Consider the following 25963-nt stretch of genomic DNA (forward strand, 5'->3'; position numbering starts at 1 on the left):
CCTGTTGTCGTCGATTGGAGAAGGACGTTGCTCGTCTGAGGTCCTGAGGCACCGCGTCACACCGGTTGAGGTGTGCGTGGCGTTCGACCTCGGCGTCCGAGCCGTCCTCCCGGCACAGGCCCTTTCTCGTGGCCTCTTCGTGCCGCACGACCTTTCGGTTCCCGCCTCGCGGTGTCTCGACATGCGCCCACCAGATCGCACGACACCCCCCTTGCGAGGCCCTCATGTCATCTTCCCTCACCTGTACGTCCCTGTCCTTCTCCTGGGCCGACGGCACCGCCGTCTTCGTCGGTCTCGACATCTCCTTCGGGCCCGGCCGGACCGGACTCATCGGCGTCAACGGCTCGGGGAAGTCCACCCTGTTGAAGCTGCTCGCCGGTGAACTCACCCCGGCCGACGGCACCGTGAAGATCTCCGGCGAGGTCGGCTACCTCCCGCAGAACGTCAGCCTCGACACCTCGCTCCGCATCGACCAGGCCCTCGGCATCGCCGAACGGCGGGCCGCGCTGCACGCCATCGAGGCGGGCGACGTCGCCGCGGAGCACTTCGAGACGGTCGGCGACGACTGGGACGTCGAGGAGCGCGCCCTCGTCACCCTCGGCGAGCTGGGGCTCGGCCACATCGGCCTGGACCGCACCGTCGGCGAGGTCTCCGGGGGCGAGTCGGTGCTGCTGCGGCTGGCCGCGCTGCTGCTGCGCCGCCCCGACGTACTGCTGCTGGACGAGCCCACCAACAACCTGGACGTGTACGCGCGGCGCCGGCTGTACCAGGCCGTCGCCGCATGGCCGGGCGTGCTGGTCGTGGTCAGCCACGACCGCGAACTGCTCGACCTCGTCGACCAGATCGCGGAACTGCGCTCCGGGGAGGTCGCCTGGTACGGCGGCAACTTCTCGGCCTACGAGGAGGCCCTGGCCGTCGAGCAGGAGGCGGCCGAGCGGATGGTGCGCGTGGCCGAGGCCGATGTGCGCAAGCAGAAGCGCGAACTGGCCGACGCCCAGGTCAAGCTGGCCCGCCGCAAGCGGTACGGCCAGAAGATGTTCGAGCAGAAGCGCGAGCCGAAGATCGTCATGGGCGGCCGCAAACGCGCCGCCCAGGAGTCCGCGGGCAAGCACCGCATCATGCACGAGGAGCGGCTCGCCGAAGCCAGGGACCGTCTGGACGAGGCGGCGGAGGCGGTGCGGGACGACGACGAGATCCGCGTCGACCTGCCGTACACGGCCGTACCGCCCGGTCGGCAGGTGCTCACCCTGGAGAACCTGGCGATGGCCTACGGAGCACGGATCGAGGGCGTCCTCGATCTGCGCGGCCCGGAGCGGATCGCGCTGGTCGGCCGCAACGGCGCCGGCAAGACGACGCTGCTGCGGACCGTCGCCGGGCAGCTGGCACCGGTGGCCGGCGAGGCGCAGGCGCACGTGCCGCTGCGCTTCCTGCCCCAGCGGCTGGACGTGCTGGACGACGCGCTGACGGTGGCGGAGAACGTGGCCCGGTTCGCGCCGGGCGCCACCAACAACCGGATCCGGGCGCGCCTGGCCCGCTTCCTGTTCCGGGGCGCGCGGGCCGACCAGCAGGCGGCCACGCTGTCGGGCGGCGAGCGGTTCCGGGCGGCTCTCGCCGCGTTGATGCTCGCCGAACCGGCGCCCCAGCTGCTGCTGCTCGACGAGCCGACCAACAACCTCGACATGGCGAGCGTGCGGCAGCTGACCTCGGCCCTCGACGCGTACGAGGGCGCGCTGCTCGTGGCCAGCCACGACCTGCCGTTCCTGGAGTCGATCGGCATCACCCGCTGGCTGTTGATGGAGAAGGGGGAACTGACGGAGATCGCGCCGGAGGATCTCGGGTAGCCGGCGCCTGCCCTGTGGGCAGGACGGCCGGGTGACGTCTCGGAAGAGGTGACGTCTCAGGAGGGGCACAGCCTGACAACGAGGGGTTTTGTCCTGGCCGGGGCGGACTGCATGATGGCCAACCGGCACCGCGTTCAGCGGTGCCGGCAGCCGCACCCCCGATTCGAAAGGCCCCTCGTGCCCAGCAAGAAGGCCCTCGTCCGCCGCCCCAGCCCCCGTCTCGCCGAAGGCCTGGTGACGCACGTCGAGCGGGAGAAGGTCGACGTGGGGCTCGCTGTCGAGCAGTGGGAGGCGTACGTCGAGGCGCTGCGCGCGCACGACTGGGAGACCGTGGAGGTCGACCCGGAGGACGACTGCCCGGACTCGGTGTTCGTCGAGGACACCGTCGTCATGTACAAGAACGTGGCGCTGATCACCCGGCCCGGCGCGGAGTCCCGGCGCCTGGAGACCGTCGGCGTGGAGGAGGCGGTGGCCCGCCTCGGCTGCTCGGTGAACTGGATCTGGGAGCCGGGCACGCTGGACGGCGGTGACGTCCTGAAGGTCGGCGACACGGTGTACGTCGGCCGCGGCGGGCGCACCAACGCGGCCGGTGTGCAGCAGGTGCGGGCCGCCTTCGAACCGCTGGGCGCGCGTGTGGTCGCCGTCCCCGTGAGCAAGGTGCTGCACCTGAAGTCGGCGGTGACCGCGCTGCCCAACGGCACGGTGATCGGGCACATACCGAAGGTCGACCGGCCGTCGCTGTTCCCGCGCTTCCTGTCGGTTCCCGAGGAGTCCGGCTCGCACGTGGTGCTGCTCGGCGGCCACAAGCTGCTGATGGCGGCGAGCGCCCCGAAGACCGCGGAACTGCTGACCGACCTCGGCCACGAGGTGGTGACGGTGGACATCGGCGAGTTCGAGAAGCTGGAGGGCTGTGTGACCTGTCTCTCGGTACGACTGCGGGAGCTGTACGCCTGATCGGGTGAACCCGTCACTTCGACGGCCCCGGGATCCGACGAACTACGGGGCCGCCGACATGCCGAGGAGCGTGCCCGGGGGTGACGTGGAACAGCGCCTGGCAACGCCGGAGAGGTGAGTCTGACCGCCCTGATCAGCGATCTTTACGACGCCCTTAACCTACGGCTTCGTAACCTACGGATTCGTAGCCTACGATCACGTAGGTTTTCCGGCACCGCTCGCCGGACCGTCCCGCATGCCTCCCCTTTGTACGGCGTCCCCCTGGAGTTCCCGTGACGATCACCACCCCTCACCTCGGCAGCCCGTCCGCCTGGACCGACGCCCGGCTGCTGTTCGCACTGGAGGAAGTGGTCGAGAACGAACTGAACCGGCATCTGAAGATCGCCAAGGACTGGATGCCGCACGAGTACGTGCCCTGGAGCGACGGCCGCAACTTCCCGGGCCTGTTCGAGGACGGGGAGGCCTGGGAGAAGGGCCAGTCGAAGGTGACCGAGATCGGCCGCATCGCCCTCGTGGTCAACCTGCTCACCGAGGACAACCTGCCGAGCTACCACCACGAGATCGCCACGCTCTTCGGCCGCGACGGCGCCTGGGGCACCTGGGTGCACCGCTGGACCGCCGAGGAGGGCCGGCACGGCATCGTGATGCGTGACTACCTGCTCGCCTCGCGCGCGGTGGACCCGGACAAGCTGGAACAGTTCCGCATGTCGCACATGAGCGAGGGCTTCGAGTCCGACAACCGGCACTCGATGCTGCACTCGGTGGCCTACGTCGCCTTCCAGGAACTGGCCACCCGGATCTCGCACCGCAACACCGGCCACCAGTCCGGCGACCCGGTGTGCGACCGGATGCTGGCCCGCATCGCGACCGACGAGAACCTGCACATGGTCTTCTACCGCAACCTGCTGAAGGCCGCGTTCGAGCTCGCGCCCGACCTGACGATGCAGGCCGTGCGGGACGTCGTGGTCAACTTCCGCATGCCCGGCCACGGCATCCCCGGCTTCGAGCGGGCCGCCGCGCAGATGGCCATCGGCGAGGTCTACAACCTGCGCATCCACCACGACGACGTGCTGCAGCCCGTGCTGCGCTTCCTGAAGGTCTTGGAGATCGACGGCCTCGGCCCCGAGGGACGCCAGGCGCAGGAGGAACTCGGCCTGTTCATGGGCGGCCTGAACGCGGAGGCCCTCAAGTTCGACGAGAAGCTGGCCGCACGCAAGGCCCGTATGGCGACCCGCGACGGAGCCTGACGCACACGGACCCCGCGACCGGCCGGGTGGCTCGGCCGGTCCCGGTTCAGTTCGACGTGCGGCGCAGGGCGAGGCGTTCCTTCTCGGACAGACCGCCCCAGACGCCGAAGCGCTCGTCGTTGGCCAGCGCGTAGTCCAGGCAGGCCGGGCGCAGCTCGCACATGGCGCAGATGCGCTTCGCCTCGCGCACCGAGCTGCCGGGCTCGGGGAAGAAGAAGTCCGGCCCGGTCTGCGCGCACAGGGCCTGCGCCTGCCAGGTGTCGTCGGCCGGGGTGATCGTGTCGAAGTGCATGACCAGGATCGTGCCGCGCCGCGAAAAACGTTCGATCAACGCCGGGTCAACGCCGCCGCCAGGGCCTCCGGCCGCCTTGATGATGCTCCCCCGGACGGTATCCGTGCACGGCGGCGCGCGGAGCGGTACGAAAACCCGGAGAACGCGCCCGGTCACCCAGGGTGAGAACCGGGCCGGTCCCGCGCGTCGCGGTGCTCCGGCGGCGATTGTCAGTGGGCGGTGCCAGACTCGGCAGTGCACAGGACGGGCCCCTTCCGAGGAGGGCGAAGATGCTCACCACCCGTTTCGTCGACGGCGCTCCGAACTGGATCGACGTCGGCACATCCGACATCGACGGCGCCCGATCCTTCTACGGCGCCCTCTTCGGCTGGCAGTTCCAGTCGGCGGGACCGGACGCCGGCGGCTACGGTTTCTTCCAGCTGGACGGCAGGACCGTGGCGGGCGGCATGCAGACCGGCCCCGAGCAGGGCCCACCGGCCTGGACGGTGTACTTCCAGAGCGAGGACGCGCAGGCCACCGCCAAGAAGGCCGAGCAGGCGCACGGCAGAGTGCTGTTCCAGCCGATGGACGTGATGGGCCAGGGGCACATGGCGGTCCTCGCCGACCAGGCGGGCGTGCCGTTCGGGATCTGGCAGCCCGGGCGGACCAAGGGCGTCGGCGCGGCGGACGAACCGGGCGCGCTGTGCTGGGTCGAGCTGTACACCCCGGACATCGCGGCGGCCGCCGCCTTCTACCACCAGGTGCTCGGCCTGGAGACCTCCGCCGTGCCCTTCCCGGGCGGGACGTACACCTGCGTCAACCCGGCCGGCGGCGGGGACGACACGATGTTCGGCGGGATGGTGCCGCTGGCCGACGACCCGTCCGAGGCCGGCGGCGGCCCGTACTGGCTGCCGTACTTCGAGGTCGAGGACACCGACGCACTGGTCGACCAGGTGCGGCAGCTCGGCGGTGAGGTGCGCATGCCGGCGACGACCGTGGAGGGTGTCGGCCGCATGGCCAAGTTCGGCGATCCGTACGGCGCCCGGTTCGCGGTGATCACCAGCGAGTCGCAGCAGGGCTGAGCCCGGCCGGACCCATCGGACAGACCCTAGGCGGAGGCCCGCCGTATCAGCGTGGTCGGGAGGATCACGCCGCCTGCGGCCGGCGGTTGTTCCGCGGCTGCCGTCCGGTCGCGGCCGCCGGCCAGGCCGCGCAGCAGCAGGCGGGCCATCAGGCGGCCCATCTCCTCGATGTCCTGACGGACCGTCGTCAGGGGCGGGTCGGTCTCCATGGCGACGGGGAGCATGTCGTCGAAACCGATCACGGCCACGTCCTCGGGCACCCGCCGGCCGCTCGCCCGCAGCACCCGCAGGGCGCCGAGCGCGGTGAGGTCGTTGGCGGCGAACACGGCGTCCACGTCTGGGCACCTGCCGAGGAGTTCGCGCATGGCGCGTTCGCCGCCGCCCGGGGTGAAGTCGCTCTCCACGACCAGCCGGGGATCGCTCGCTCCCGGTACCTCGGCCATGACGTCCCGGTACCCGTCGAGCCGGTCCACCGCCGACGTCTGGTCCAGGGCGCCGGTCAGGTGCGCGACACGTGTGCGGCCGAGGTCCACGAGGTGCCGTACGGCCGCGCGTGCCCCGCCACGGTTGTCGCAGTCGACGTACACCACGCCCGGGTCGTGCCCCGAGGACGGCGTGGCGTCGGCCGTACGGCCGTCGTCGCCCCAGCCGGGCCGGCCGCCGAACACGGTGGGCACACCGGCGTCGTGGATGAGGCCGGGCAGCGGGTCGTCGAGGTGCAGGGAGAAGACGAGCGCACCGTCGACATGGCCACCGGCGAGATACCGGGCCACGCGCGCGTGATCGTCACGGCCCTCCGTGAGAAGCAGCACCAGCTGGTTGTCGTGGGCGGTCAGCTCCTTGCTGATCCCCCGCAGTTGGAGGGCGAAGAAGGGGTCGGCGAAGACCCGGGTCTCCGGCTCGGCGATGACGACCGCGACGGCGTCGTGCCGCCTGGTGACCAGGCTGCGCGCCGCCTGGTTGGGGACGTAACCCAGCTCCGCCACGGCCTGCCGGACCCGCTCGGCCACGGGTTCGCGCACCCCGTCGCCACCGTTGACCACCCGGGACACGGTGGCCCGGGACACACCGGCCCGCGCGGCCACGGCCTCCAACGTGGGACGCGACGCTGCCTCGGTCACTTCGGGACTCCTCCTCAAGTCTGCCGGTCAGGATAACCGCGCGGTGGCCGCGACGCCGGAGCGCCGACGGAGTCCTGCCAGGACCGGAGACCGAGACCGGCAACCGGAGGAACGACGCGCGACGCGACTTCACAACCGGCCTGCGTCGCAATCGGCTTGCGTCCGAGCGGTGGTCTCGGCGACGATCATCGTATGACGACACCGCGAAAGGCCCATGACGTCTGACCGGCCCGAGACACGGCTCGCGCCTTACGCGCGACTGCCGCGCGCCCATCACGACCACCATGTCCTCCACAGCTCGGTCGACGCCTTCGGCCGCGCCCACTGGCTGCTCACCGAACACCCTCCCGCGGACTCCGTCCGGGGCGGCGCCCGCTCGCCTCGCTCGCGCGACCGGGACGCACTCTGCGACCTCCTGGTGGTGACCGTCGGCGACGGCGCCCCGTACGAGACCCGTCTGACGGCGGTGCCGCCGCGCTTCCCCCGTGTCGAGGCCCTGCCGGACGGCGGCTTCCTGCTGTTGGCCTCCCGGTCCCGCCCGAGCGACGGGCGGCAGGTCCAGGTCTTCGACGCCCTGGGCCGCCCCACGGACACCTTCCGTGTGGGAGACGCGGTCTCCCACTGCCTGGTGGACGAGAGCGGCGCCTTGTGGGTCGGCCACTTCGACGAGGGGGTCTACGGCGACGACGAGCTGAGCGCGCCGGGCCTGAGCCGCTGGAGTTCGTCCGGTGAACGCCTGTGGTCGTACCGTCCGGTGCCCGGAGCGGACTGGATCTCCGACTGCTACGCGTTGAACGTGTCCGGCCGGACGGCCTGGGCCTGCCCCTACACCGACTTTCCGCTGCTGCGGATCGATCCGGCCGGTGCGGTCCGGGTACGGCGCAACCTGCTGCGCGGCGCCAAGGGCTTCGCGGTGCACGGCGGACGGGTCGTGTTCCTCGGCGGGTACGGCGACGACCACGACCGGATCGCCGACTGCCGGCTGACCGGGGACACCGTCGAAGTGGGGGACGAGCGGCGGCTGACGCGCCCCGACGGCAGCCGGCTCGACCGGGGCAGCCGGATCGTCTCGCGCGGTGCCCGGCTCTACGTCCAGGACGGGCCCCGCACCGAGTGGTGGGTCCTGGACCTCGCGTGAGCCGCGGGCACGGTCCGGGATCCGTGGCTCGGGTCGGCCGCCGCCGGGTCAGTCCAGGAGATCGAGCGTCGCTCCCACACCCCGGCGCTCCGCCTCCCGCCAGGCGAGCCAGGTGAGGGCGAGATCCTGCCAGGGCAGCCCGACGGGGGCGTACACCGTGCGCTGCCGGGTGGAGGTGCGCCCGGGGTGCGCGCCGCGCAGGACCTCCGTCAAGGTCGCGTCGGCGGCGATGCGGGCGATTCCGGTGGCCGCCAACACCCCGGTCCGTACGGCGAGTTCGGTGTCGTCGACGACGAGGAGCGCGGTGTCCAGCAGATCGGGGGCGAGTTCCCGTTTGCCGGGTTCGTCGGTGCCGAGGCTCGTGAAGTGCTGTCCGGCTCGGGTGTCCGCGAGGGCGAGCAGCGGGGCCCGGGACCAGGTCGCGAGCAGCACGGTGTCCGCGGCCTCGGCCACCGCGCGGGCCGAGTCCAGCACCCGGCCGCCGTGCCGGGCGGCGAACGCGGCGGCCCGTGCGGAGTCGGTGTCGTGCACGACGAGTCGCCCGGGCCGGCGCTCGCTCGCCAGGCCGCGCAGGGTCAACTCGGCCTGGGCACCGGCTCCGATCACGCCGAGCACGTCGCCATCGGCCGGAGCCAGGAGCGCGGTTCCGAGGGCGGCGGCCAGTCCGGTCCGCCAGGCCGTGACGGTCGCGGAGTCCAGCAGGGCGAGCAGTTCGCCGTCCGCGCCGCTGTGCAGGCAGATCACCCCGCGCAGGGCGGGCCGGGCACCCGGGAACTTCGCGTTGACCTTCACGGTGTACGCGTCGACGCCGGGCAGGAGGCCGGGGATCAGCGCGGTGGCGGTGCCGGGGAACGGCAGGTCGGTACGGACCCGTTGACCGGGTACGCCGACCGCGCCGGCCGTGCGGAAGCCGTCGCGCAGGGCGTTGAGACAGGCCGTGGGTTCGAGCACGGAGTCCAGGGCGCTTCGGGTCAGGAGACGGGTCATCCCCGCATGATCCCCTGCTCCGGGGCCGTTGTCAGTGCCGTGGTGCATGCTGTGATCAGTGGCGGACGGGCGTCATGGATCACGGGGGAGGGCGGCATGTTCAAGCGGATCGAGGACGTCGGGGCGCGGTGCCCCACCAGGGGTCGGTGTGCGACGGCGCGCTCGCGCGGGTGCCGTTCCTACGCGCAGGACCCGCAGGGCGCGGGCGATGGTCCGGCAAGCCGTGCCGGGCCTCTCAGGAAGTCTCCTCCCGGCGGGCCCGGCTCGGCTGGACCCGTTTCGGTTCGCCGGGCATCTTCGGGTACTCCGGCGGGTAGGGCAGGTCGCCCAGGCCGTGGTCGTGTTCGTCGCGGCGGGCCAGTTCCAGCAGGGCGTCCAGGGAGTAGGCGTGGTCGTCCATGTCGGCGTGCACGTCGCCGAGTTCGGTGAAGCGGGCCGGCATGGTGGCGAGGTCGAAGTCGGCGGGGTGGGCCACGCCGACCTCCTCCCAGCGCAGGGGCGCTGAGACGGGGGCGTCGGGGCGGGGGCGTACGGAGTAGGCGGAGGCGATGGTGCGATCGCGGGCGGTCTGGTTGTAGTCGATGAAGATGCGGCGGCCCCGCTCCTCCTTCCACCACTTGATCGTCACCTGGTCGGGCATCCGGCGTTCCATCTCCCGGCCGACGGCGATGGCGGCGCGCCGTACCTGGGCGAAGGTCCAGCGCGGCTCGATGGGGACGAAGACGTGCAGCCCCCGGCCGCCGGAGGTCTTCGGCCAGCCGCGCAGCCCGCCGAACTCGTCGAGCACGGCGCGCAGTTCGTGGGCGGCGCGGGCGGCGTCGTCGTAGTCGGTGCCGGGCTGCGGATCGAGGTCGATACGGAGTTCGTCGGGGCGGTCGACGTCCGTGGCGCGAACCGGCCACGGGTGGAAGGTGACGGTGCCGTACTGGGCGGCCCACACCACGGCGGCCTCCTCGGTGGGGCACATCTCGTCGGCGCTGCGGCCGCTGGGGAAGGTGATGTGGGCGGTCGGGATCCAGTCGGGCATGCCCTTCGGTGCCCGCTTCTGGTAGAACCACTCGCCACCCACGCCGTCCGGGTAGCGCTCCAGGGTGGTGGGGCGGTTGCGCAGCGCGCGCAGGATGCCGGGCCCGACGGCGACGTAGTACTGCGCGAGGTCCAGCTTGGTGAAGCCCCGCTCCGGGAAGAAGACCTTGTCCGGACTGGACAGCCGTACGGTCCGGCCGCCTGCCTGCAGTTCCACCGCGTCACCCATGCGGCCACGGTAGGCGCACCCCCCATACCTCGCACACCGGGCGTCAGGGGATGTATGCGAGCAGAATCGGACCATGGATCTGCCGGTGATGCCACCTGTGAAGCCCATGCTCGCCAAGTCCGTGGCGAAGATCCCGCCGGGCATGCACTACGAGGCGAAGTGGGACGGGTTCCGGGCGATCGTGTTCCGGGACGGGGCCGAGGTCGAGCTGGGCAGCCGTACCGGAAGGCCGTTGACCAGGTATTTTCCCGAGTTGGTGGCGGCGTTGAAGGACCGGGTTCCCAAGCGGTGCGTGCTGGACGGGGAGATCGTGATCGCGCGGGAGGGCCGTCTGGACTTCGACGCGCTGACCGAGCGGATCCACCCGGCCGACTCCCGGGTGCGGATGCTCGCCGAGCGGACTCCGGCCTCGTTCGTCGCCTTCGATCTGCTCGCCCTGGACGACCACTCCCTGCTCGACACCCCGCTCACCGACCGCCGGGCGCTGCTGGAACGGGCGCTAGCTCAGGTGACGCCGCCGGTTCATCTGGCGCCCGCGACGACGGATCCGGACGTGGCGCAGCAGTGGTTCGAGCAGTACGAGGGCGCCGGTCTCGACGGGGTGGTCGCCAAGCCGCCGACCCTGCGCTATCTGCAGGACGAGCGAGCCATGTTCAAGATCAAGCACGAGCGGACGGCGGACGTGGTCGTGGCCGGGTACCGCTTCCACAAGAGCGGTCCGGTGGTCGGCTCGCTGCTGCTCGGGCTGTACGACGAGCACGGCGCACTCCAGCACGTGGGCGTGTCGGCCGCCTTCGCCATGAAGAAGCGGGCCGAACTGGTCGAGGAACTGGCACCGCTGCGCATGGACGACGTGACCGGGCATCCGTGGGCGGCGTGGTCGGACGAGAGCGCCCATGAGACCGCCCGGCTGCCGGGCGCGCCGAGCCGCTGGTCGGGCAAGAAGGACCTGTCCTGGGTGCCGCTGCGGCCGGAGCGGGTCGCCGAGGTGGCCTACGACCACATGGAGAACGGGCAGCGCTTCCGGCACACCGCCCGCTTCCGCCGCTGGCGCCCGGACCGCACACCGCAGAGCTGCACCTACGCCCAGTTGGAGGAGCCGGTGCGGTACGACCTCGCGGAGATCCTCGGCGACCGGGACCGCGACTGAGACAGGGCTGCCGCAGGCGTACCCGGGTGTCGTTCACGGGCCGCGCCGCCCGCACGGGTCATGTCTCGGGCCCGTTCGGCCCACGAAGCGCGCAGGACCGTATGCGTTCGGGTAAGGCCAGCGATGACCCGATGAACGCACAATCCGACAACACGAACGGGGTGGCCGCAGTGGGCATGAGACACAAGGCGCGCATGAGGCGCACGGCACTGACGACGGCCGTGCTGGCCGCATCGCTGTCGGGCTCCCTTACGGCCGGCTGCGCCCACTCCGACGGGGACGACAACCGCGCCCCGCAGCACACCGCCACCCCCGCCGCGCCACCCGCCCCCGGCCCGCAGGTCGCGGCGTCCGGTTCACCGCTCGTCGTGAAGATCGACAACGTACCGGCGGCACGCCCGCAGAACGGCCTCGATGCGGCGGACGTGGTGTACGCCGAGCAGGTGGAGGGCGGCCTGAGCCGGCTGCTGGCGGTGTACGCGACCAGGCTTCCAGAGACCGTCGGACCGGTGCGCAGCGCCCGCGAGTCCGACCTGGAGCTGCTGCGCCAGTTCCACCGGCCGACGCTCGCCTTCTCCGGCGCACACCGCAAGCTGCTGCCGCAGATCGGCAAGGCGCCGCTGCGGGCGCAGTCCGCCGACCAGGACCCGAGCGCCTACTTCCGCGCCACCGGCAAGGCCGCCCCGCACAACCTCTATCTGCACCCGGCCAAGCTGCTGACGTCCGCCCCCGGCAGGGCGGCGCTGACGACCGGCTACCGCTACGGCCCGGCCCCGTCCGGCGGCACGCCCACGGCCGCACGCACCCTGCGCTACCCGGCCGCGCGCTTCACGTTCACCTGGTCCGCCGAGCGGCACCGCTGGCTGGTCGCCATGGACGGCACGTCCACGGCGATGGCGGACGGTGCGCGGGTGGAGCCGGCGACGGTCGTCGTGCAGCATGTGCGCATCCGTGACTCCAGCTATCGCGACGTGCTCGGCAACCCCACGCCGTACACCGAGACGGTCGGCTCGGGGAAGGCGGAGGTGCTGCGCGACGGACGGTCCTTCGACGCGTCCTGGTCGCGGCCGAGGGCGACGGACGGCACCTCGTTCACGACGGCCGGCGGCCGCCGGATGAACTTCGCCGAGGGCCAGGTGTGGGTGGTGTTCGCGCCGGCGCCGTGAGACGTCCGATCAGCCCTGCGCCGCCACCGGCTCCGCCGGGTTCCGCAGCCCCTCCGCCGCGTCCGCCACCCGGCGGATCAGCTGGAAGAAGACCGTCTGCTCCTCGGGCGACAGGGGCGCGAGGAGGACCTGGTTCATCCGGGCGGTGCGCAGGGTCAGCCTGCGATGCGTGCGCAGACCGTCGTCGGTGAGGCGGAGCAGGAAGCGCCGGCCGTCCTCCGGGTCGCGCGTCTTGGTCAGCAGCCCACGGCGGCCGAGCCGGCTGATGACCTCGGCGATGGTCGACCGGTCCAGGCCCACCCGCTCCCCCACGGTCCGCTGGTCGAGGCCCGACTCGGCCACGAGCGCGTTCATGACAGCGAACTGCGGCGAGGTGATCTCCTCGGAGACCATGGTGTTCCACAGCAGGTAGTGCGCCTGCTGCAGCCGCCGGGCCAGATGCCCGGGGTGGGTGCCGAGGTCCACGGCGGCCATGTGCGCTCCCCTGATGGTTTGATCGATTGCGGTCTGATCGACTTTATTAGTCTGTGTACTGAACGATACCCGGCGATCAGTCCGACTGTCTTCCGCTCGAAGCACCTGCCAGCAGGGGTCTTGACGGCTTTCGGCGTCCGGTGGCAGCGTGAGGGACACCTCGCTAAAATACTCAGTGCCCTGATGAATTGACGAGATGGGGCTTCACGGATGGACAAGGTGGTCGCCACGGCCGGGGAGGCGGTGGCCGATGTGGCGGACGGCGCGTCCCTCGCGGTCGGCGGGTTCGGGCTGAGCGGTGTGCCGAACGTACTGATCCAGGCGCTCCACGAGCGCGGGGTCGGCGGGCTGAGCGTGGTGTCGAACAACTGCGGGGCGATGGGGACCGGGCTCGCCGTGCTGCTGGCGGCGGGCCGGATCGCCCGCGTGACCGGCTCCTACATCGGCGCCAACAAGGAGTTCGCCCGCCAGTACCTGTCCGGTGAGCTGGAGGTGGAGCTGATCCCGCAGGGCACGCTGGCCGAGCGTCTGCGCGCGGGCGGCGCCGGGATTCCCGCCTTCTACACCCCGGCCGGGGTCGGCACCCAGGTCGCCGAGGGCGCACTGCCCTGGCGCTACGACGGGCGGGGCGGCGTCGCACTGGCCTCGCCACCGAAGGAGGTGCGGGAGTTCGACGGCGCGGAGTACGTCCTGGAGCGCGCGATCCGCACCGACTTCGCACTGGTCAGGGCCGCGAAGGGCGACCGGCACGGGAACCTGGTCTTCAACAGGTCCACCCGGAACTTCAACCCCCTGGCCGCCATGGCCGGCAAGGTCACGATCGCCGAGGTGGAGGAGTTGGTCGAGCCCGGCGCGATCGACCCGGACGCCGTACATCTGCCGGGCATCTTCGTGCAGCGCGTGGTGGCGCTGACCCCGCAGCAGGCGGCGGACAAGCGGATCGAGCAGCGGACGGTGAGCGGCTGATGGCCTGGACACGCGAGGAGATGGCCGCGCGGGCGGCGCGAGAGCTGCGGGACGGGCAGTACGTCAACCTCGGCATCGGGCTGCCGACGCTGATCCCGAACCATCTGCCCGAAGGGGTGGAGGTGGTCCTGGAGTCGGAGAACGGGATTCTCGGCACCGGTCCGTACCCGACCGAGGACCAGGTCGATCCGGATCTGATCAACGCCGGCAAGGAGACCGTGACCGTCCTGCCGGGGGCCTCCTTCTTCGACTCGGCGTTGTCGTTCGCGATGATCCGGGGCGGGCACATCGACGTGGCCGTGCTGGGCGCGATGCAGGTCTCGGCCTCCGGTGACCTGGCCAACTGGGCCGTGCCGGGCAAGCTGGTCACCGGGATCGGCGGGGCGATGGATCTGGTGCACGGCGCCCGGGAGGTCATCGTGGTGATGACCCACACCGCCAAGGACGGCTCGCCGAAGATCCTCAAGGAGTGCACGCTCCCGCTCACGGGCAAGGCGTGTGTGGACCGGATCGTCACGGATCTGGCGGTGCTGGACGTCACCGAGGCCGGGCTGGTGCTCGTGGAGACCGCGCCGGGTGTGGCGGTGGACGAGGTCGTCGCCCTGACCGAGGCCGAACTGAAGATCGCGGAGAGTCCGCAGTGAACCCTGTCAAGGCGAGGACGGATCCCCGGCGGACCCTCCGCGCGACCGACCCGCACCACTTCGGCCTCGCCCTGGTCCACGAGCGGCAGCGACAAGGAAGCATCAGGTATCCCCCCATGACTCTCACCCAGCGCGACATCGACCAGGAGATCGCCGCCAAGCGCGCCGCGTACGAGGAGCGCGTCGCCGGTGGCGCCCCCGCCGAGCACCACCCGCGCCGCGACTACGCGCCCTACCGCTCCTCCGTGCTCCGCCACCCCGAGCAGCCCCTGATCGCCATCGACACCGCCCAGGACCCGGATCTGGTCGAGCTGCGCTCCCCCGCCTTCGGGGAGCGCGACATCACCGAGATCGACAACGACCTCACCCGGCACCACCGGGGCGAGCCGATCGGCGAGCGGATCACCGTCTCCGGGCGGCTGCTGGACCGCACCGGGCGCCCGGTGCGCGGCCAGCTGATCGAGATCTGGCAGGCCAACTCGGCCGGCCGCTACGCCCACCGGCGTGAGCAGCACGATGCCGCACTCGACCCGAACTTCACCGGTGTGGGCCGCACGCTCACCGACGCCGAGGGCCGCTACCGCTTCACCACCATCCAGCCGGGCCCCTACCCCTGGCGCAACCACGTGGGCGCCTGGCGCCCGGCGCACATCCACTTCTCAGTGTTCGGCGCGGCGTTCACCCAGCGGCTGGTGACGCAGATGTACTTCCCGAACGACCCGCTGTTCCCGTACGACCCGATCCTGCAGTCGGTGACGGACGACACGGCCCGGCGGCGGCTGGTGGCCACCTACGACCACGACCTGTCGGTGCCCGAGTTCTCGCTCGGCTACCACTGGGACATCGTGCTGGACGGCCCGGCCGCCACCTGGATCGAAGAAGGACGCTGACCCGCCATGACGCAGATCGACCCGAGCGGCCCGGAGCAGCTGCCGCCCACCCCGTCCCACACGGTCGGCCCCTTCTACGGCTGTGCGCTGCCCTTCCGCGGCGGCGAGGACATCGCACCGCTCGGCCACCCGGACACGATCACCGTGCACGGGTACGTCGTCGACGGCGCGGGCGAACCGCTGCCGGACGCCCTGGTGGAGCTGTGGGGTGCGCGCCCCGACGGCGCGGTCCCCCAGGTGGACGGTTCCCTGCGCCCCGACCCCGCCACCGGCGGGCATCTGGGCCGCAACGGCGTGGAGTTCACCGGCTGGGGCCGTAGCCAGACCGACGCCGACGGCCACTGGTACGCCCGTACGCTCCGGCCCGGCGCGCGGGGCCGGAGCGCCCCGTACGTGAGCGTCTGCGTCTTCGCGCGCGGCCTGCTCATGCACCTGTTCACCCGGATCTATCTGCCGGGCGACGAGGCCGCGCTCGCCGCCGATCCGCTGCTCAGCCGCCTGGGCGACCGGCGCGACACTCTGATCGCCGACGCCGAGGGCCCGGCCCTCCACCGTTTCGACATCCGTCTTCAGGGCGAGGGCGAGACGGTCTTCCTGGAGTACCAGTGACTCCCCCACCCGTCGGCCGGCAGGCACCCCCGGACGACCTCGACGGCGACGGCGACGGCGACACGGGGCTGCTCGGCCCGGGGTGGACCGGGTCCCCCGCTGCCCGCGCGACCGGCGACAGCGCGTATCTGCGAGCCCTCCTGGAGGCCGAGGCCGCGCTGACCCGCGCCCAGGCCGCGCTGGGCCTCGCCCCGGCCGAGGCCGCCGACGCGGTGACCCGGGCGGCCGACCCCGCCCGTTTCGACCCGCGCTCCCTCGCCGGTCGCGCCCGCGCCGGCGGCAATCCGGTGATCCCGCTCGTCGCGGACCTCACCGCCGCGGTCGGCGAACCGTACGGCCCGTACGTCCACCGGGGCGCGACCAGCCAGGACATCCTGGACACCGCGACGATGCTGGTCGCCGCGCGCGCCTTGGAGGCGGTCCTCGCCGACCTGGCGCGCACCGAGCGCGCCCTCGCCCGGCACTCCGCCGCTCACCGGGACACCCCGATGCCGGGCCGTACGCTCACCCAGCACGCGGTGCCGACGACCTTCGGTCTGAAGGCGGCCGGCTGGCGGTCACTGGTCCTCGACGCACGGGACCGCGTCGCCCGGGTGCGCGAGGCTCTTCCCGCTCAACTCGGCGGCGCCGCGGGGACCCTGGCCGCGTTCGCGGCGTACGGGACCTGGGACGCGACGGCGCTGACCGAGGCCTACGCCCGCGAAGTGGGCCTCGTCGCAGCGCCGTTGCCCTGGCACGGCCTGCGCACCCCGGTCGCCGACCTGGCCGGTGCGCTGGCCTTCACCGCGGGCGCCCTGGGCAAGATCGGCGAGGATGTGCTGACGCTGTCGCGCACCGAGATCGGTGAGGTGAGCGAGGGCAGCGGGGGCGCCTCGTCCGCCATGCCGCACAAGGCCAACCCGGTGCGCTCCACCCTCCTCGTGGCCGCGGCCCGGCGCGCACCACAGCTCGCGGCCACGCTGTACGGCTGTGTCGCCGCCGGGGACGAGCGGCCGGCCGGGGCCTGGCACGCGGAGTGGGAGCCGCTGCGCGAGCTGCTCCGGCTGACCGGGGGCGCGGTCCGGGACGCGGCGGAACTCGCCGAGGGCCTGCGCGTGCACGCCGGGGCCATGCGCCGGAATCTGGACCTCACCCATGGGCTGATCGTCACCGAGCGGCTCTCCGCCGCCCTGGCACCCCACCTCGGGCGCTCCCGAGCCAAGGAACTGCTCACCGAACTCGCCCGCCGCACCGTCCGCGAAGGCCGTCTGCTCGGTGAACTCCTCGCGGGGGAGGTGGAGTTGAGGGAACTGGACCTGGACCTGGCCGCGCTCACCGACCCCGCCCGCTACACCGGTTTCGCCGGTGACCTCACCGACCGTGCGCTGGAGAGACGTTGACCGTGAAACTCCTCAACCACCGGGCCGAGGGCCCGGCCTCCGCTGCTGCGCTGCTGCTCGGGCCCTCGCTCGGCACCTCGTACGCCCTGTGGGACGCGGTCGCGCCCGAACTGTCGGCCGCCCACCGCGTGGTGCGCTGGGACCTGCCCGGGCACGGCGGGTCGGCGCCGGACCTGATCGGGCCGGGCGCGACCGTCGGCGATCTGGCCGCCCTCGTGCTGGCCCTCGCCGACGCGCTCGGCATCGACCGCTTCGGCTACGCGGGCGTCTCCCTCGGCGGCGCCGTAGGCCTTCATCTGGCCGTGCACCACCCCGAGCGGCTGACCTCCCTGGCAATCGTGTGCTCCTCCGCCCACTTCGGGGGCAGCGCGCCCTGGCGGGAGCGGGCGCGGCGGGTGCGCGGCGAAGGCATGGAGTGGCTGGTGGAGAGCGCCGACGCGCGCTGGTTCACGCCGGGGTTCACCGTGCCGAGGCTGGTCCGGGACCATCGGGAGGTCGATCCGGAGGCGTACGCCGCCTGCTGCGACGCGCTCGCCGTGTTCGACCTGCGGGACCGACTCGGCGACATCGCCGTACCGACGCTGCTGGTGGCGGGCAAGCTGGATCCCGCGACGCCGCCCGCGCATCTGCGGGAGATCGCCGACGCGGTGCCCGGCTCGACGCTGGTGGAGCTGCCGGGCGCCTCGCATCTGGCACCCGCACAGTGCCCGCGGGCCGTGCTGGCCGCGCTGCGCGCCCAGCTCGACGGGTTGCCGACGAGCGGGACGGCGGTGCGCCGGGAGGTGCTGGGCGATGCGCACGTGGACCGGGCGCAGGCGCGGCAGACTCCTTTCACGGCCCGCTTCCAGGACTTCATCTCCCGCTACGCCTGGGGGGAGATCTGGACCGATCCGACGCTGTCCCGCCGCGAGCGCAGCATGATCACGCTGACCGCGCTGGTCGCGCACGGCCACTACGACGAGCTGGCGATGCACGTCCGGGCGGCGCGGCGCAACGGGCTGACCCCGCAGGAGATCGGCGCGGTGCTGCTGCAGACCGCCGTCTACTGCGGGGTGCCGGCCGCCAACTCCGCGTTCGCGACGGCCCAGCGGGTCCTCGCCGAACTGGCGGAGGAGGGCGAGACCGACGCCGGAGGGTGAACCCGCTGGTCGTGGCGTCGACAGCCCCTCTCTCGGTGCCGGAGCGTGTCCGCGCCGCTGCCGGTCCCACGGAGGACGCGGTCTCCCGGCTGCGGTCCCTCGCCTACCGCAGCCCGCGCCCTGTCTCCAGCACCTCCCTCGCCTGGGCCACGAGGCCTTCCGCGCCACAGGAGCGGGCGAGGTCCAGGCCCCGGTTGAGTTCCGTGGCGGAGCGGGCGGCGATGCCGTACTCGACGCGGGCCGCCGCGTGTTCGTACTGGCAGGGTGAGGCTTCCAGGTAGGTGACGGCACGGGCGGCGAGCTGGACCGCGCGTCCGCCGGTCTCCAGGGCGGCGGCGCAGCGCAGGGCCTCGCCGATGGCGGTGTCCGTGCCGAAGCGTTCGGCCTGCCGGCGGGCGTCGGCGGCGAGCTGTGCGGCACGGGCCGGGTCCTGCTCGGCGAGGGCCTTGGCGAGGTCGATGGACCACGGGGAGAGGACGGGGTTGTGGCCGCCGCGCGAGGCGGCCGTCTTCTCCGCGGCCTCCAGTTCGTTGATGCCCTCCTCGGTGCGGCCGACGGCGAGCAGCAGCCGACCGCGTACGCAGCGGATGTCGGGCAGCACGATCGTGGAGGGGTAGGGCGGTGCGAAGCCGTACTGTTCGGCGATCGACCAGGCCTCGTCGACCCGGCCGCGCGCCAGCAGCGTGTCCACCAGTCCGCAGGTCGCCGACCAGTACAGCGGCAGTCGGCGGCCGACGCGCTCGGCGAGGACCAGGGCCTCGCGCAGGGTGGACTCGGCGTCGCGCAGCCGACCCTGTCTGCGGTAGGCCAGGCCGAGGAAGGCGTTGGCGAGGGAGAGGTGGCCGCCGCGCCAGCCGGCGCTGGTGTAGGCGCGCAGGGCCTCGGCGAAGAGGCTCTCGGCGCGGTCGAGCCGGTCGGCGTAGGCGTACGCGCTGCCGAGCATCATCAGCAGCTCGATGCCCCACTCCTGGTCGGTCCAGCCGAGCCCGGGCGCCAGGCGGCCGTTGACGAGGGCGCGGTCGCACAGTTCGAGGACCTCGTCGGCGCTCTCCCCGTGGGTCATGGCGTCGAAGCCGCGCAGGATGAGCAGGGCGCGCTCGGCGTTGTCGCGGCCGGTGCAGGTCCGCGCGAGTTCGGCCAGACGGGCGGAGCGGGCCGGGGAGACCGTCTCACCGTGGATGCCCTCCCACATGAACTGCACGGCCTGCAGCCGCAGCTTGACCGGGCCCGGTTCATGCCGTGCGGCCTCGGCCTCGACCGTGCGGACGGCCTCCTCCAACTGGTCGTTGTGGAGCAGCGCCTGGGAGAGCCGGACCACCGCGTCGACCCGCCGCTCGCCGTCGAGGCCGGGCAGGCCGAGGGCGTGCTGGAGGTGTTCGATGGTGACGGCGGGCGCGGTGAGCAAAGTGGCGCAGCCCAGTTCGTACAGGACGTGTGCGTGCACCTCGGGGAGCGGCGGCTCCTCCAGGGCACGTTCGAGGCAGGTGCGGGCCGCGTCGGGGGCGCCGACGGCGAGGTGTTCGCGCGCCGCCTCGCGCAGCTGGTCGACGAGTTCCTCGTCGCCGTCGGCGTGCACCTTCAGCAGGTGCCGGGCTGCCTGGGCGGCGCCGCGGCCCAGCTCGGTGATGATCTGGGCGGCCACGCCGTGCATGGCGGTGCACACGCCGGACGGGATGGAGTTGTAGACGGCGGTGGCGATGAGCGGGTGGACGAACTCCAGCTCGTCCTCTTCCCGTTCGGTGCCGGGCAGGGGCGCGGGTTCGGTGAGGATGCGGGCGGCGCAGAGGCGTTCGGCGCAGTGCCGGGCGACGGCCTCGTCCATGGTGGCGAGGCGGGCGACCATGTCGACGGTGATGTCGGTACCGAGGATGGCGGCCTCCCAGGCGAACTGGGTGGCCTCCAGGCCGAGTCCCTTGAGCCGGTCGACCAGTCCCCCGCCGCGGGCGGCGCGGTTGAGGGCGCGCAGCTCCCCGGCCCGGGCCTCGACCGGCTGGAGTTCGCTGTCCTGCACCTTGGCGAGGAGTTCGACGGTCTCGTAGGGGTTGCCCGCGGTGACGGCCCAGACCTCGCGGCAGAACGCGTCGTCGGCGTGGCGGCCGAGGGTGGCGCGGGTGAGTCCCTCGGCGGCGTCGGGGGTGAGCGCCCGGAGATTGCTGACGGGCCGGCCCGCGGCGGCGGCCACCGCGTCGAGGTGGCGGGCGCTGTCGCCGCTGACCTCGCCCGGCCGGCGGGCGACCACGACGAGGACGGAGATGTCGTCGAGGCGTTCGGCGAACGCGGCGAGCCAGCGCAGGGTCTCCTGGTCGGCCCAGTGCGCGTCGTCGACCAGCAGCACGAGCGGCCATTCGCGGCGGGCCAGTCGCCGTACCGCCGCGACGAGTCCGTCGCACACGTACTGCGGGTCGGCGAGGCCTTCCTGCGGGTCGACTATGCCGAGGGCGGGGCCGGCGATGTCGTACCAGTCGCCGAGGTACTCGCGGGCCTCCTCCGGCAGCAGGGACAGCAGGGCGGGCTGGAGCAGTTGCCGCACCACGTTGAACGGGACGGACCTCAGGGTCTCCGCGCCGCGCGCGGACCACACCGCGCAGCCCCGGCGTTCGGCTATGCGGCGCGCCTCGGCCAGCAGTGCGGTCTTGCCGAGTCCCGCCTCGCCGCGGAAGACCAGCAGACTGCCCGCCGACGACTGGTCGCCGCACAGGAGGTCCAGTGCCTGCGCGACGGTGGCGATCTCCGCGTCCCGCTCCCACAGGGCAGCCGAGGCAGCCGCCGGCGGCCGTCCCTCCGTCATCCCGTTACCTCCCCAGGTCGCCCGAATGACGTACAGACCACGAGCGTAGCCGTCCGGTGGGATGTGTGGTGGCCGGTCGGGGCAGCTGTTGCCCCGGTGGGTGAAAGTGGGTGCGGGCAGGCGACGCGCACCCGGACGGAGCAGCCGGTCAGCAGCGGACGGAGCGTCAACCATGGCTGGCACGACACCTGTTTCGGACGCCCGTGCGCGCACGCGTGCGCCGACGGTGCGCGCGGTGGCGGCGGGGGCGGTGGGCAACCTCGTCGAGTGGTACGAGTTCGCGGTCTACGGCTTCCTGGCCACGGTGCTGGCCGAACGGTTCTTCGCGCCGGCGGGCGGCGGCTCCGCCGAGGCGCTGGTGCGGGCGTACGCCGCGTTCGCGCTGGCCTTCTTCTTCCGGCCGCTCGGCGCGGTGCTGTTCGGCAGGCTGGGCGACCGGTGGGGGCGGCGGCCGGTGCTGCTCGCGGTGGTGGCCCTGATGACGGGGACGACGACGCTCATCGGGGCGCTGCCGACGTACGCCACGGCGGGTGCGCTCGCGCCGTGGCTGCTGACGTTCCTGAGGGTGATTCAGGGACTTTCGGCAGGTGGGGAGTTCGGTGGGGCGGTGGCGGTGCTGACCGAGTTCGCACCGCCGGGGCGGCGGGGTCTGTACGGGGCGTGGCAGTCGTTCACGGTGGCGCTGGGACTGCTCCTCGGGGTGGGCGTGGCGGCGGCGACGGCCACCCTGCTCTCCGACGCCCAACTGGCCTCCTGGGGATGGCGGTTGCCGTTCCTGCTGGCGTTGCCGCTCGGCCTGGTCGCGCTGTGGCTGCGGTCGGGGCTGACGGAGACGCCGTCCTTCCTGGCCCACGGACGGGCCCCGGAGGCGCGGACGGTGCGGCTCGGCCCCGGGGTGCTGCTGCTCGCGGCGGCGCGGGTGACGGGCTGGGCGGCGGCCGGCTACACCTTCCTCGTGGTGCTGCCGTCGTACCTGCAGGTCACGCTGCACGCGGACGTCCGGCAGGCGTTGCTCTCGGCGGCCTTGGCCAACGCCGGTTTCGCGGCGGCGATCCTGCCGGCGGGGCTGCTCAGCGACCGGGTCGGCCGACGACCGGTGCTGCTCGCGGGCGCCGTGCTGGTGACGGTGACCGCCGTCCCCGTCCTCGATCTGCTGCAGGACCAGGGCGCTTCGGGCGTCGCGAAGGGGGCGGCTCTCGTCGGCGCGGGGGCGGTCGTGGGCCTGATGGCGGGGCCGGGGCCCGCGCTGCTGGCCGAGACGTTCCCGACCCGGGTGCGCTGGACCGGCCTCGGCCTCGCCTACGCCCTGGCGAACGCGGTGTTCTCCGGCTGCGCGGGCCTGATCATCACGGAGGCGGTACGCCGCACCGGCGATCCCGACATCCCCGCGTACTACGCGGCGGCGGCCTGTGCGGTCAGCGCCCTGGCCCTGCTGAAACGACCCCGGACGGAGGTGGGTTGAGCGGTGCGGGTGATCGGACTGATGTCGGGGACGTCGTACGACGCGGTCGACGCCGCGGCAGCCGTGCTCCGGCTCGACGGCGACACGCTGCTGCTGCGCCCCCTGGGGATGGTGAGCACCCCTTACGACGACGGTCTGCGTGCGGCGCTGACCCGCGCGCTGTCGCCGGCCGCCGCCCCGGCCCCGGCCTCCGGCCAGGGGTGCCCTCCGCTCGCTTCGCTCGCCGAGGTGTGCCGGCTGGACACCGGCATCGGGCGGGCGTTCGCGGCGGCGGCCGTCCGGGCGGACCGTGAACTCTGTGGCGGACAGGCCGAGTTGGTGGCCTCGCACGGGCAGACCGTCTACCACTGGGCGGAGGGCAACCGGGTGCACGGCACGCTGCAGCTGGGCCGGCCGGCATGGATCGCGGAGGCGAGCGGGCTGCCGGTGGTCGCCGACTTCCGGGCCCGCGACGTCGCGGCCGGCGGCCAGGGCGCGCCGCTGGTCAGCCTGGTCGACCTGCTGTGGCTGCGCGGCAGACCGGGCCGGGTGGTGGCCCTGAACATCGGCGGTGTCGCCAATGTGACCGCGCCGGACGGGACGGCGTTCGACACCGGGCCGGGCTGTGCGCTGCTGGACGCCGCGGTCCGGGAGTTCAGCGGCGGACGCGCGGCGTACGACGTGGACGGCGCGCTGGCCGGGCGCGGGCGGCCGGTGCGGCGGCTGCTGGACCGGCTGCTCGCGGACCCGTACTACGCGCTGGCGCCGCCGAAGACGACCGGCAAGGAGGTCTTCCACGCCGGGTATCTGCGCACGGCCGGGCTGTTCGACGGCATCCGTCCCGAGGACGCGCTGGCGACGCTCGCCCAGCTGACGGCCCGGACGATCGCGGACGCGGTGCGGTCCGTGGGCGCCACCGAGGTGATCGCGTCCGGCGGGGGCGTGCGGAACCCGGTGCTGACCGGGATGCTCCGGGAGCGGCTCGCACCCGTCCCGGTGCGCGTCTCGGACGCGCTGGGGCTGCCCGCCGCCGCGAAGGAGGCGTACGCCTTCGCGGTGCTCGGTTTCCTGACCGTGCACGGTCTGCCGGGCACCGATCCGCGCAGCACGGGCGCCCGGCACCCGAGCGTGCTGGGGTCGCTGACACCGGGGAGGGATGGATTCCGACTGCCACCGGCCGGGGCGTGCGCCCCGGCGCGGATGGTGGTGGAGGGGTAGGACTCGGGGGTGGTCCGGTGCACCGGTGTGCGAGGGCGCCCGGTCGCCGTCGGGTGCCGACGGGTGCCGACGGGAATTCCCGGCACCGAAATGTCCGTTCCGACGGATTGGCGGCGGATCCTCTCATCCCCCTTTCACCGTCGCCTCATACGGTGGGGGCATGACGCAGGTGACTCCCCCCGGGTGGTACCCCGACCCCGGGCAGACGAACGACGCTCCTCCCACCGAGCGCTGGTGGGACGGCAAGGCGTGGACGGACCGGACCCGCCCCGCCGGGACGGCCGCCCCGTGGGGTGCCCCGGCGCAGCCGCCGACGACCGGCGGCCCGCAGCAGCCGCACCTGGGCGCGCCCACCGCGTACGGCGCGCAGCCCGGGTATCCGGCGTATCCGGGCTACCCCGCCCCGCCGCAGACCGGGTCCCGGCGCGGGCTGCGCAACGGCATCGCCGTCACGGTGGCGGCCGCGGTCCTGGCCTGCATCGGGGTCGGTGTGTACGCCCTCGCCAAGGGCGACGGCGGCAGCGACGGCGACCGGGCCGCGTCCCGGCAGGGGGCAACCGGCGGACAGAACGGCGGACCGGACGGCGGCTTCGGCGGCCCCGGCGGTTCAGGGGGGTCCGCAGGGCCGGGGGATTCGGGCGGCTCCGGGGGCTCGGGCGGTTTCGGCGGGCCGGGCGGGTCCGGTGGGGCCTCGCCGTCGCCGGACCAGTCGCAGGCGCCCAAGATCCAGGGCGGCGGCACGGTACCCGACCCGGTCAGCGGCATCAGCCTGCCGGTGCCGAAGGGCTGGACCGGGCAGACGATCAGCGTCGGCGCGCAGGTGACCTCCGACGACTCCTACAAGTGCCCCGGCAACTCCGCGCAGACCTGCACCTCGGGGGGCGCCTACTCGGCTCCGGCCGAGGCGCTCGGCACCCACGGCACCACGGCCGAGGAGGTCGCCAAGGCGGACATCGCGGCCAATGCGAAGGAGTCCTACGGCGGCAGCACGTACGGCAGCATCAGCTCGCACCAGGTGCTGGGCTCCGGGGCGGTGACGGTGGCCGGCCAGAAGGGGTACATGGTGCGCTGGAAGGCGGTCACCAGCAAGGGAGCCGACGGCTATGTCGAGTCGGTCGCCTTCCCTTCCCCGGACGACGCCAAGCGGATCGTGGTGGTGCGCTTCGGCATCGACGTCGGGCAGCAGACGTCGGTCGTCGACCAGATCCTGAAGGGGATCAAGGTCTCCTCCGGCGGTGGGAACGGCCAGGACGTCTGACCGGAGTCCCCGGCACGACGCGCGTCCCGCGGCCCCGGCATGCTGCGGCCGGGTGGGGCTCCCCTCCGCTCAAGAGGAGCCCCACCCGGCCGGGGTGCGCGCCGCTCCCGTCCCCACGGTGCGGCGCCGGCAGGTCGCCGTTCAGTCATCCCGTGAACGGCGGCCTGGGTCTTGTGCCGGCTCTCATGTCAGCCCGAGCGCGGGCAGCACGGTGGCCTCCACGAACCGGGCGAGGTAGTCGGCGTCGGCGTACTGACCGCTGAGCACCGGCCGGATGCGCAGCACGCCGAACATCATCGCGGGGATGTACTCCAGCGCCGGATGGTCCGCCCGGACCTCGCCCCGGGCCACGCCCCGCGCCAGCATGTCCTGCAGCGCGGCGATCTCCGGATTCACCAGCGCCTCACGCAGCGCCTCGGCCAGCTCCTTGTCGGCCGTCCACGCGTGCCCCAGCGCCTGCAGCAGCTTGGTGTCCTTGCCCGACCAGTCGCCGGCGGCCCGCGCGGCCTGGCGCAGGTCCTCGGCGAGGGATCCGGTGTCGATGCCGGCGAAGCGCACCCGGCGGCTGGCGCGCAGCGCGGCCGCGACGAACTGCGGCTTGGTCCGCCACTGCCGGTAGAGCGTGGACTTGCTGCACCGGGTGCTGGCGGCGACGCCCTCCATGGTGACCGACTCGTAGCCGCATTCGCGGATCTGCTCCAGCACGGCGTCGAAGAACTCCCGCTCACGCTCGGGCGTGATCTTGGAGCGGCGCGAGGCGGCGACCGTCTCCGGTTCGTCCGCGGCCTGCGACGTCATGCGGTGCTTCCCCTCGCTCGTGCCCGTCGGGTCAGTGGCTCACGTCCCGCTAAAGCGTCGCTGTAGCGGGTTCGTCGACCCTGTCTCCAGTGTGTCGCACATCAATCGATACGCCAGTGTACCGGTACTCCGTCGTATCGGTACACT

23 protein-coding genes are annotated in these 25963 nt (G+C 72.9%); 16 read left to right on the forward strand and 7 right to left on the reverse strand.

The window, feature by feature from the left end; all coding sequences use genetic code 11:
* The first annotated feature begins 224 nt into the window (after positions 1 to 224).
* From AQI95_RS22375 to AQI95_RS22385, 3 genes are all read left to right on the forward strand, one after another.
* On the forward strand, positions 225 to 1841 hold the full coding sequence (locus AQI95_RS22375) for an ABC-F family ATP-binding cassette domain-containing protein (RefSeq protein ID WP_067126462.1): 1617 nt from the start codon (positions 225 to 227) through the stop codon (positions 1839 to 1841).
* A 177-nt stretch (positions 1842 to 2018) separates the two neighbouring features.
* Entirely contained in the window at positions 2019 to 2795 is a 777-nt protein-coding gene (gene ddaH, locus AQI95_RS22380) for a dimethylargininase (RefSeq protein WP_067126465.1), read from the forward strand.
* 272 nt (positions 2796 to 3067) lie between these two features.
* Entirely contained in the window at positions 3068 to 4042 is a 975-nt protein-coding gene (locus AQI95_RS22385; RefSeq protein ID WP_067126468.1) for an acyl-ACP desaturase, read from the forward strand.
* Positions 4043 to 4088: 46 nt separating this feature from the next.
* Here AQI95_RS22385 and AQI95_RS22390 read toward each other — a convergent pair whose 3' ends face one another.
* A complete protein-coding gene (locus tag AQI95_RS22390; RefSeq protein WP_067127435.1) occupies positions 4089 to 4334 on the reverse strand; it encodes a WhiB family transcriptional regulator in 246 nt (81 codons plus the stop codon).
* Between the two features lie 269 nt (positions 4335 to 4603).
* On the opposite strand from AQI95_RS22390, the gene AQI95_RS22395 reads away from it, so the two are divergent.
* The gene (locus tag AQI95_RS22395; protein ID WP_067126471.1) at positions 4604 to 5395 is read left to right on the forward strand and encodes a VOC family protein; all 792 of its coding nucleotides are present in this window, start codon (positions 4604 to 4606) and stop codon (positions 5393 to 5395) included.
* 26 nt (positions 5396 to 5421) lie between these two features.
* On the opposite strand, the gene AQI95_RS22400 is transcribed toward AQI95_RS22395, so the two are convergent.
* Entirely contained in the window at positions 5422 to 6516 is a 1095-nt protein-coding gene (locus AQI95_RS22400) for a LacI family DNA-binding transcriptional regulator (protein ID WP_067126475.1), read from the reverse strand.
* Between the two features lie 214 nt (positions 6517 to 6730).
* Here AQI95_RS22400 and AQI95_RS22405 point away from each other — a divergent pair, with 214 nt between their 5' ends.
* A complete protein-coding gene (locus AQI95_RS22405) occupies positions 6731 to 7654 on the forward strand; it encodes a hypothetical protein (RefSeq protein WP_067126479.1) in 924 nt (307 codons plus the stop codon).
* A gap of 48 nt (positions 7655 to 7702) precedes the next feature.
* On the opposite strand, the gene AQI95_RS22410 is transcribed toward AQI95_RS22405, so the two are convergent.
* Together AQI95_RS22410 and ligD are read right to left on the reverse strand one after the other, a co-directional pair.
* Positions 7703 to 8641 (reverse strand): ornithine cyclodeaminase family protein, encoded by a 939-nt coding sequence (locus AQI95_RS22410; protein ID WP_067126482.1) that lies wholly within the window; start codon positions 8639 to 8641, stop codon positions 7703 to 7705.
* A gap of 235 nt (positions 8642 to 8876) precedes the next feature.
* On the reverse strand, positions 8877 to 9896 hold the full coding sequence (ligD, locus tag AQI95_RS22415) for a non-homologous end-joining DNA ligase (protein ID WP_208614239.1): 1020 nt from the start codon (positions 9894 to 9896) through the stop codon (positions 8877 to 8879).
* A gap of 73 nt (positions 9897 to 9969) precedes the next feature.
* Between ligD and AQI95_RS22420 the strand changes: the two genes are divergently transcribed.
* Together AQI95_RS22420 and AQI95_RS22425 are read left to right on the forward strand one after the other, a co-directional pair.
* Positions 9970 to 11046: an ATP-dependent DNA ligase gene (locus tag AQI95_RS22420; protein WP_067126485.1), complete on the forward strand. Its 1077-nt coding sequence runs from the start codon at positions 9970 to 9972 to the stop codon at positions 11044 to 11046.
* 194 nt (positions 11047 to 11240) lie between these two features.
* Positions 11241 to 12212 (forward strand): DUF3048 domain-containing protein, encoded by a 972-nt coding sequence (locus AQI95_RS22425; RefSeq protein ID WP_244188812.1) that lies wholly within the window; start codon positions 11241 to 11243, stop codon positions 12210 to 12212.
* 9 nt (positions 12213 to 12221) lie between these two features.
* Here AQI95_RS22425 and AQI95_RS22430 read toward each other — a convergent pair whose 3' ends face one another.
* Entirely contained in the window at positions 12222 to 12686 is a 465-nt protein-coding gene (locus tag AQI95_RS22430; protein WP_067126487.1) for a MarR family winged helix-turn-helix transcriptional regulator, read from the reverse strand.
* 210 nt (positions 12687 to 12896) lie between these two features.
* On the opposite strand from AQI95_RS22430, the gene AQI95_RS22435 reads away from it, so the two are divergent.
* From AQI95_RS22435 to pcaDC, 6 genes are all read left to right on the forward strand, one after another.
* Positions 12897 to 13652, forward strand: coding sequence for a CoA transferase subunit A (locus AQI95_RS22435; protein ID WP_067126490.1), 756 nt, complete (start codon positions 12897 to 12899; stop codon positions 13650 to 13652).
* Positions 13652 to 14296 carry a CoA transferase subunit B gene (locus tag AQI95_RS22440; RefSeq protein WP_067126493.1) on the forward strand — a complete coding sequence of 215 codons (645 nt, stop codon included), beginning with the start codon at positions 13652 to 13654 and terminating at the stop codon, positions 14294 to 14296. Before AQI95_RS22435 ends, AQI95_RS22440 begins: the two co-directional genes overlap by 1 nt.
* A 116-nt stretch (positions 14297 to 14412) precedes the next feature.
* Positions 14413 to 15186, forward strand: a complete 774-nt coding sequence (pcaH, locus tag AQI95_RS22445; RefSeq protein ID WP_067126496.1) for a protocatechuate 3,4-dioxygenase subunit beta — start codon at positions 14413 to 14415, stop codon at positions 15184 to 15186.
* A 6-nt stretch (positions 15187 to 15192) separates the two neighbouring features.
* Positions 15193 to 15795 carry a protocatechuate 3,4-dioxygenase subunit alpha gene (gene pcaG / locus AQI95_RS22450; RefSeq protein ID WP_067126499.1) on the forward strand — a complete coding sequence of 201 codons (603 nt, stop codon included), beginning with the start codon at positions 15193 to 15195 and terminating at the stop codon, positions 15793 to 15795.
* Positions 15796 to 15863: 68 nt separating this feature from the next.
* Positions 15864 to 17174 carry a 3-carboxy-cis,cis-muconate cycloisomerase gene (pcaB, locus tag AQI95_RS22455; protein ID WP_067127443.1) on the forward strand — a complete coding sequence of 437 codons (1311 nt, stop codon included), beginning with the start codon at positions 15864 to 15866 and terminating at the stop codon, positions 17172 to 17174.
* Complete coding sequence (pcaDC, locus tag AQI95_RS22460) at positions 17171 to 18313, forward strand: bifunctional 3-oxoadipate enol-lactonase/4-carboxymuconolactone decarboxylase PcaDC (RefSeq protein ID WP_067126502.1); 1143 nt, start codon at positions 17171 to 17173, stop codon at positions 18311 to 18313. The genes pcaB and pcaDC overlap by 4 nt, the downstream gene beginning before the upstream one ends.
* A 103-nt stretch (positions 18314 to 18416) precedes the next feature.
* Here the strand turns inward: pcaDC and AQI95_RS22465 are convergent, their stop codons facing one another.
* Positions 18417 to 21101, reverse strand: a complete 2685-nt coding sequence (locus tag AQI95_RS22465) for an ATP-binding protein (RefSeq protein ID WP_067126505.1) — start codon at positions 21099 to 21101, stop codon at positions 18417 to 18419.
* Between the two features lie 172 nt (positions 21102 to 21273).
* Here AQI95_RS22465 and AQI95_RS22470 point away from each other — a divergent pair, with 172 nt between their 5' ends.
* The 3 genes from AQI95_RS22470 to AQI95_RS22480 all read left to right on the forward strand — a co-directional run bounded on the left by AQI95_RS22470 (position 21274) and on the right by AQI95_RS22480 (position 25018).
* On the forward strand, positions 21274 to 22563 hold the full coding sequence (locus AQI95_RS22470; protein WP_067126508.1) for an MFS transporter: 1290 nt from the start codon (positions 21274 to 21276) through the stop codon (positions 22561 to 22563).
* Positions 22564 to 22566: 3 nt separating this feature from the next.
* A complete protein-coding gene (locus AQI95_RS22475; protein ID WP_067126511.1) occupies positions 22567 to 23760 on the forward strand; it encodes an anhydro-N-acetylmuramic acid kinase in 1194 nt (397 codons plus the stop codon).
* Positions 23761 to 23920: 160 nt separating this feature from the next.
* The gene (locus tag AQI95_RS22480; RefSeq protein ID WP_067126514.1) at positions 23921 to 25018 is read left to right on the forward strand and encodes a DUF2510 domain-containing protein; all 1098 of its coding nucleotides are present in this window, start codon (positions 23921 to 23923) and stop codon (positions 25016 to 25018) included.
* A 183-nt stretch (positions 25019 to 25201) separates the two neighbouring features.
* Here the strand turns inward: AQI95_RS22480 and AQI95_RS22485 are convergent, their stop codons facing one another.
* A complete protein-coding gene (locus tag AQI95_RS22485) occupies positions 25202 to 25816 on the reverse strand; it encodes a TetR/AcrR family transcriptional regulator (RefSeq protein ID WP_067126516.1) in 615 nt (204 codons plus the stop codon).
* Between the last annotated feature and the right edge of the window lie 147 nt (positions 25817 to 25963).

Source organism: Streptomyces yokosukanensis, from assembly GCF_001514035.1.
Taxonomy (GTDB): domain Bacteria; phylum Actinomycetota; class Actinomycetes; order Streptomycetales; family Streptomycetaceae; genus Streptomyces; species Streptomyces yokosukanensis.

What these genes read in the sequence shown, in the direction of transcription:
- AQI95_RS22485 (WP_067126516.1), bottom strand. Translation starts at nt 25,816, where the DNA reads ATGACGTCGCAGGCCGCGGACGAACCGGAGACGGTCGCCGCCTCGCGC.
- AQI95_RS22420 (WP_067126485.1), top strand. Translation starts at nt 9,970, where the DNA reads ATGGATCTGCCGGTGATGCCACCTGTGAAGCCCATGCTCGCCAAGTCC.
- AQI95_RS22395 (WP_067126471.1), top strand. Translation starts at nt 4,604, where the DNA reads ATGCTCACCACCCGTTTCGTCGACGGCGCTCCGAACTGGATCGACGTC.
- pcaG (WP_067126499.1), top strand. Translation starts at nt 15,193, where the DNA reads ATGACGCAGATCGACCCGAGCGGCCCGGAGCAGCTGCCGCCCACCCCG.
- AQI95_RS22375 (WP_067126462.1), top strand. Translation starts at nt 225, where the DNA reads ATGTCATCTTCCCTCACCTGTACGTCCCTGTCCTTCTCCTGGGCCGAC.
- AQI95_RS22435 (WP_067126490.1), top strand. Translation starts at nt 12,897, where the DNA reads ATGGACAAGGTGGTCGCCACGGCCGGGGAGGCGGTGGCCGATGTGGCG.
- AQI95_RS22405 (WP_067126479.1), top strand. Translation starts at nt 6,731, where the DNA reads ATGACGTCTGACCGGCCCGAGACACGGCTCGCGCCTTACGCGCGACTG.
- AQI95_RS22470 (WP_067126508.1), top strand. Translation starts at nt 21,274, where the DNA reads ATGGCTGGCACGACACCTGTTTCGGACGCCCGTGCGCGCACGCGTGCG.
- AQI95_RS22425 (WP_244188812.1), top strand. Translation starts at nt 11,241, where the DNA reads ATGAGGCGCACGGCACTGACGACGGCCGTGCTGGCCGCATCGCTGTCG.
- AQI95_RS22390 (WP_067127435.1), bottom strand. Translation starts at nt 4,334, where the DNA reads ATGCACTTCGACACGATCACCCCGGCCGACGACACCTGGCAGGCGCAG.
- pcaH (WP_067126496.1), top strand. Translation starts at nt 14,413, where the DNA reads ATGACTCTCACCCAGCGCGACATCGACCAGGAGATCGCCGCCAAGCGC.
- AQI95_RS22430 (WP_067126487.1), bottom strand. Translation starts at nt 12,686, where the DNA reads ATGGCCGCCGTGGACCTCGGCACCCACCCCGGGCATCTGGCCCGGCGG.
- AQI95_RS22410 (WP_067126482.1), bottom strand. Translation starts at nt 8,641, where the DNA reads ATGACCCGTCTCCTGACCCGAAGCGCCCTGGACTCCGTGCTCGAACCC.
- AQI95_RS22465 (WP_067126505.1), bottom strand. Translation starts at nt 21,101, where the DNA reads ATGACGGAGGGACGGCCGCCGGCGGCTGCCTCGGCTGCCCTGTGGGAG.
- AQI95_RS22480 (WP_067126514.1), top strand. Translation starts at nt 23,921, where the DNA reads ATGACGCAGGTGACTCCCCCCGGGTGGTACCCCGACCCCGGGCAGACG.
- AQI95_RS22440 (WP_067126493.1), top strand. Translation starts at nt 13,652, where the DNA reads ATGGCCTGGACACGCGAGGAGATGGCCGCGCGGGCGGCGCGAGAGCTG.
- ligD (WP_208614239.1), bottom strand. Translation starts at nt 9,896, where the DNA reads ATGGGTGACGCGGTGGAACTGCAGGCAGGCGGCCGGACCGTACGGCTG.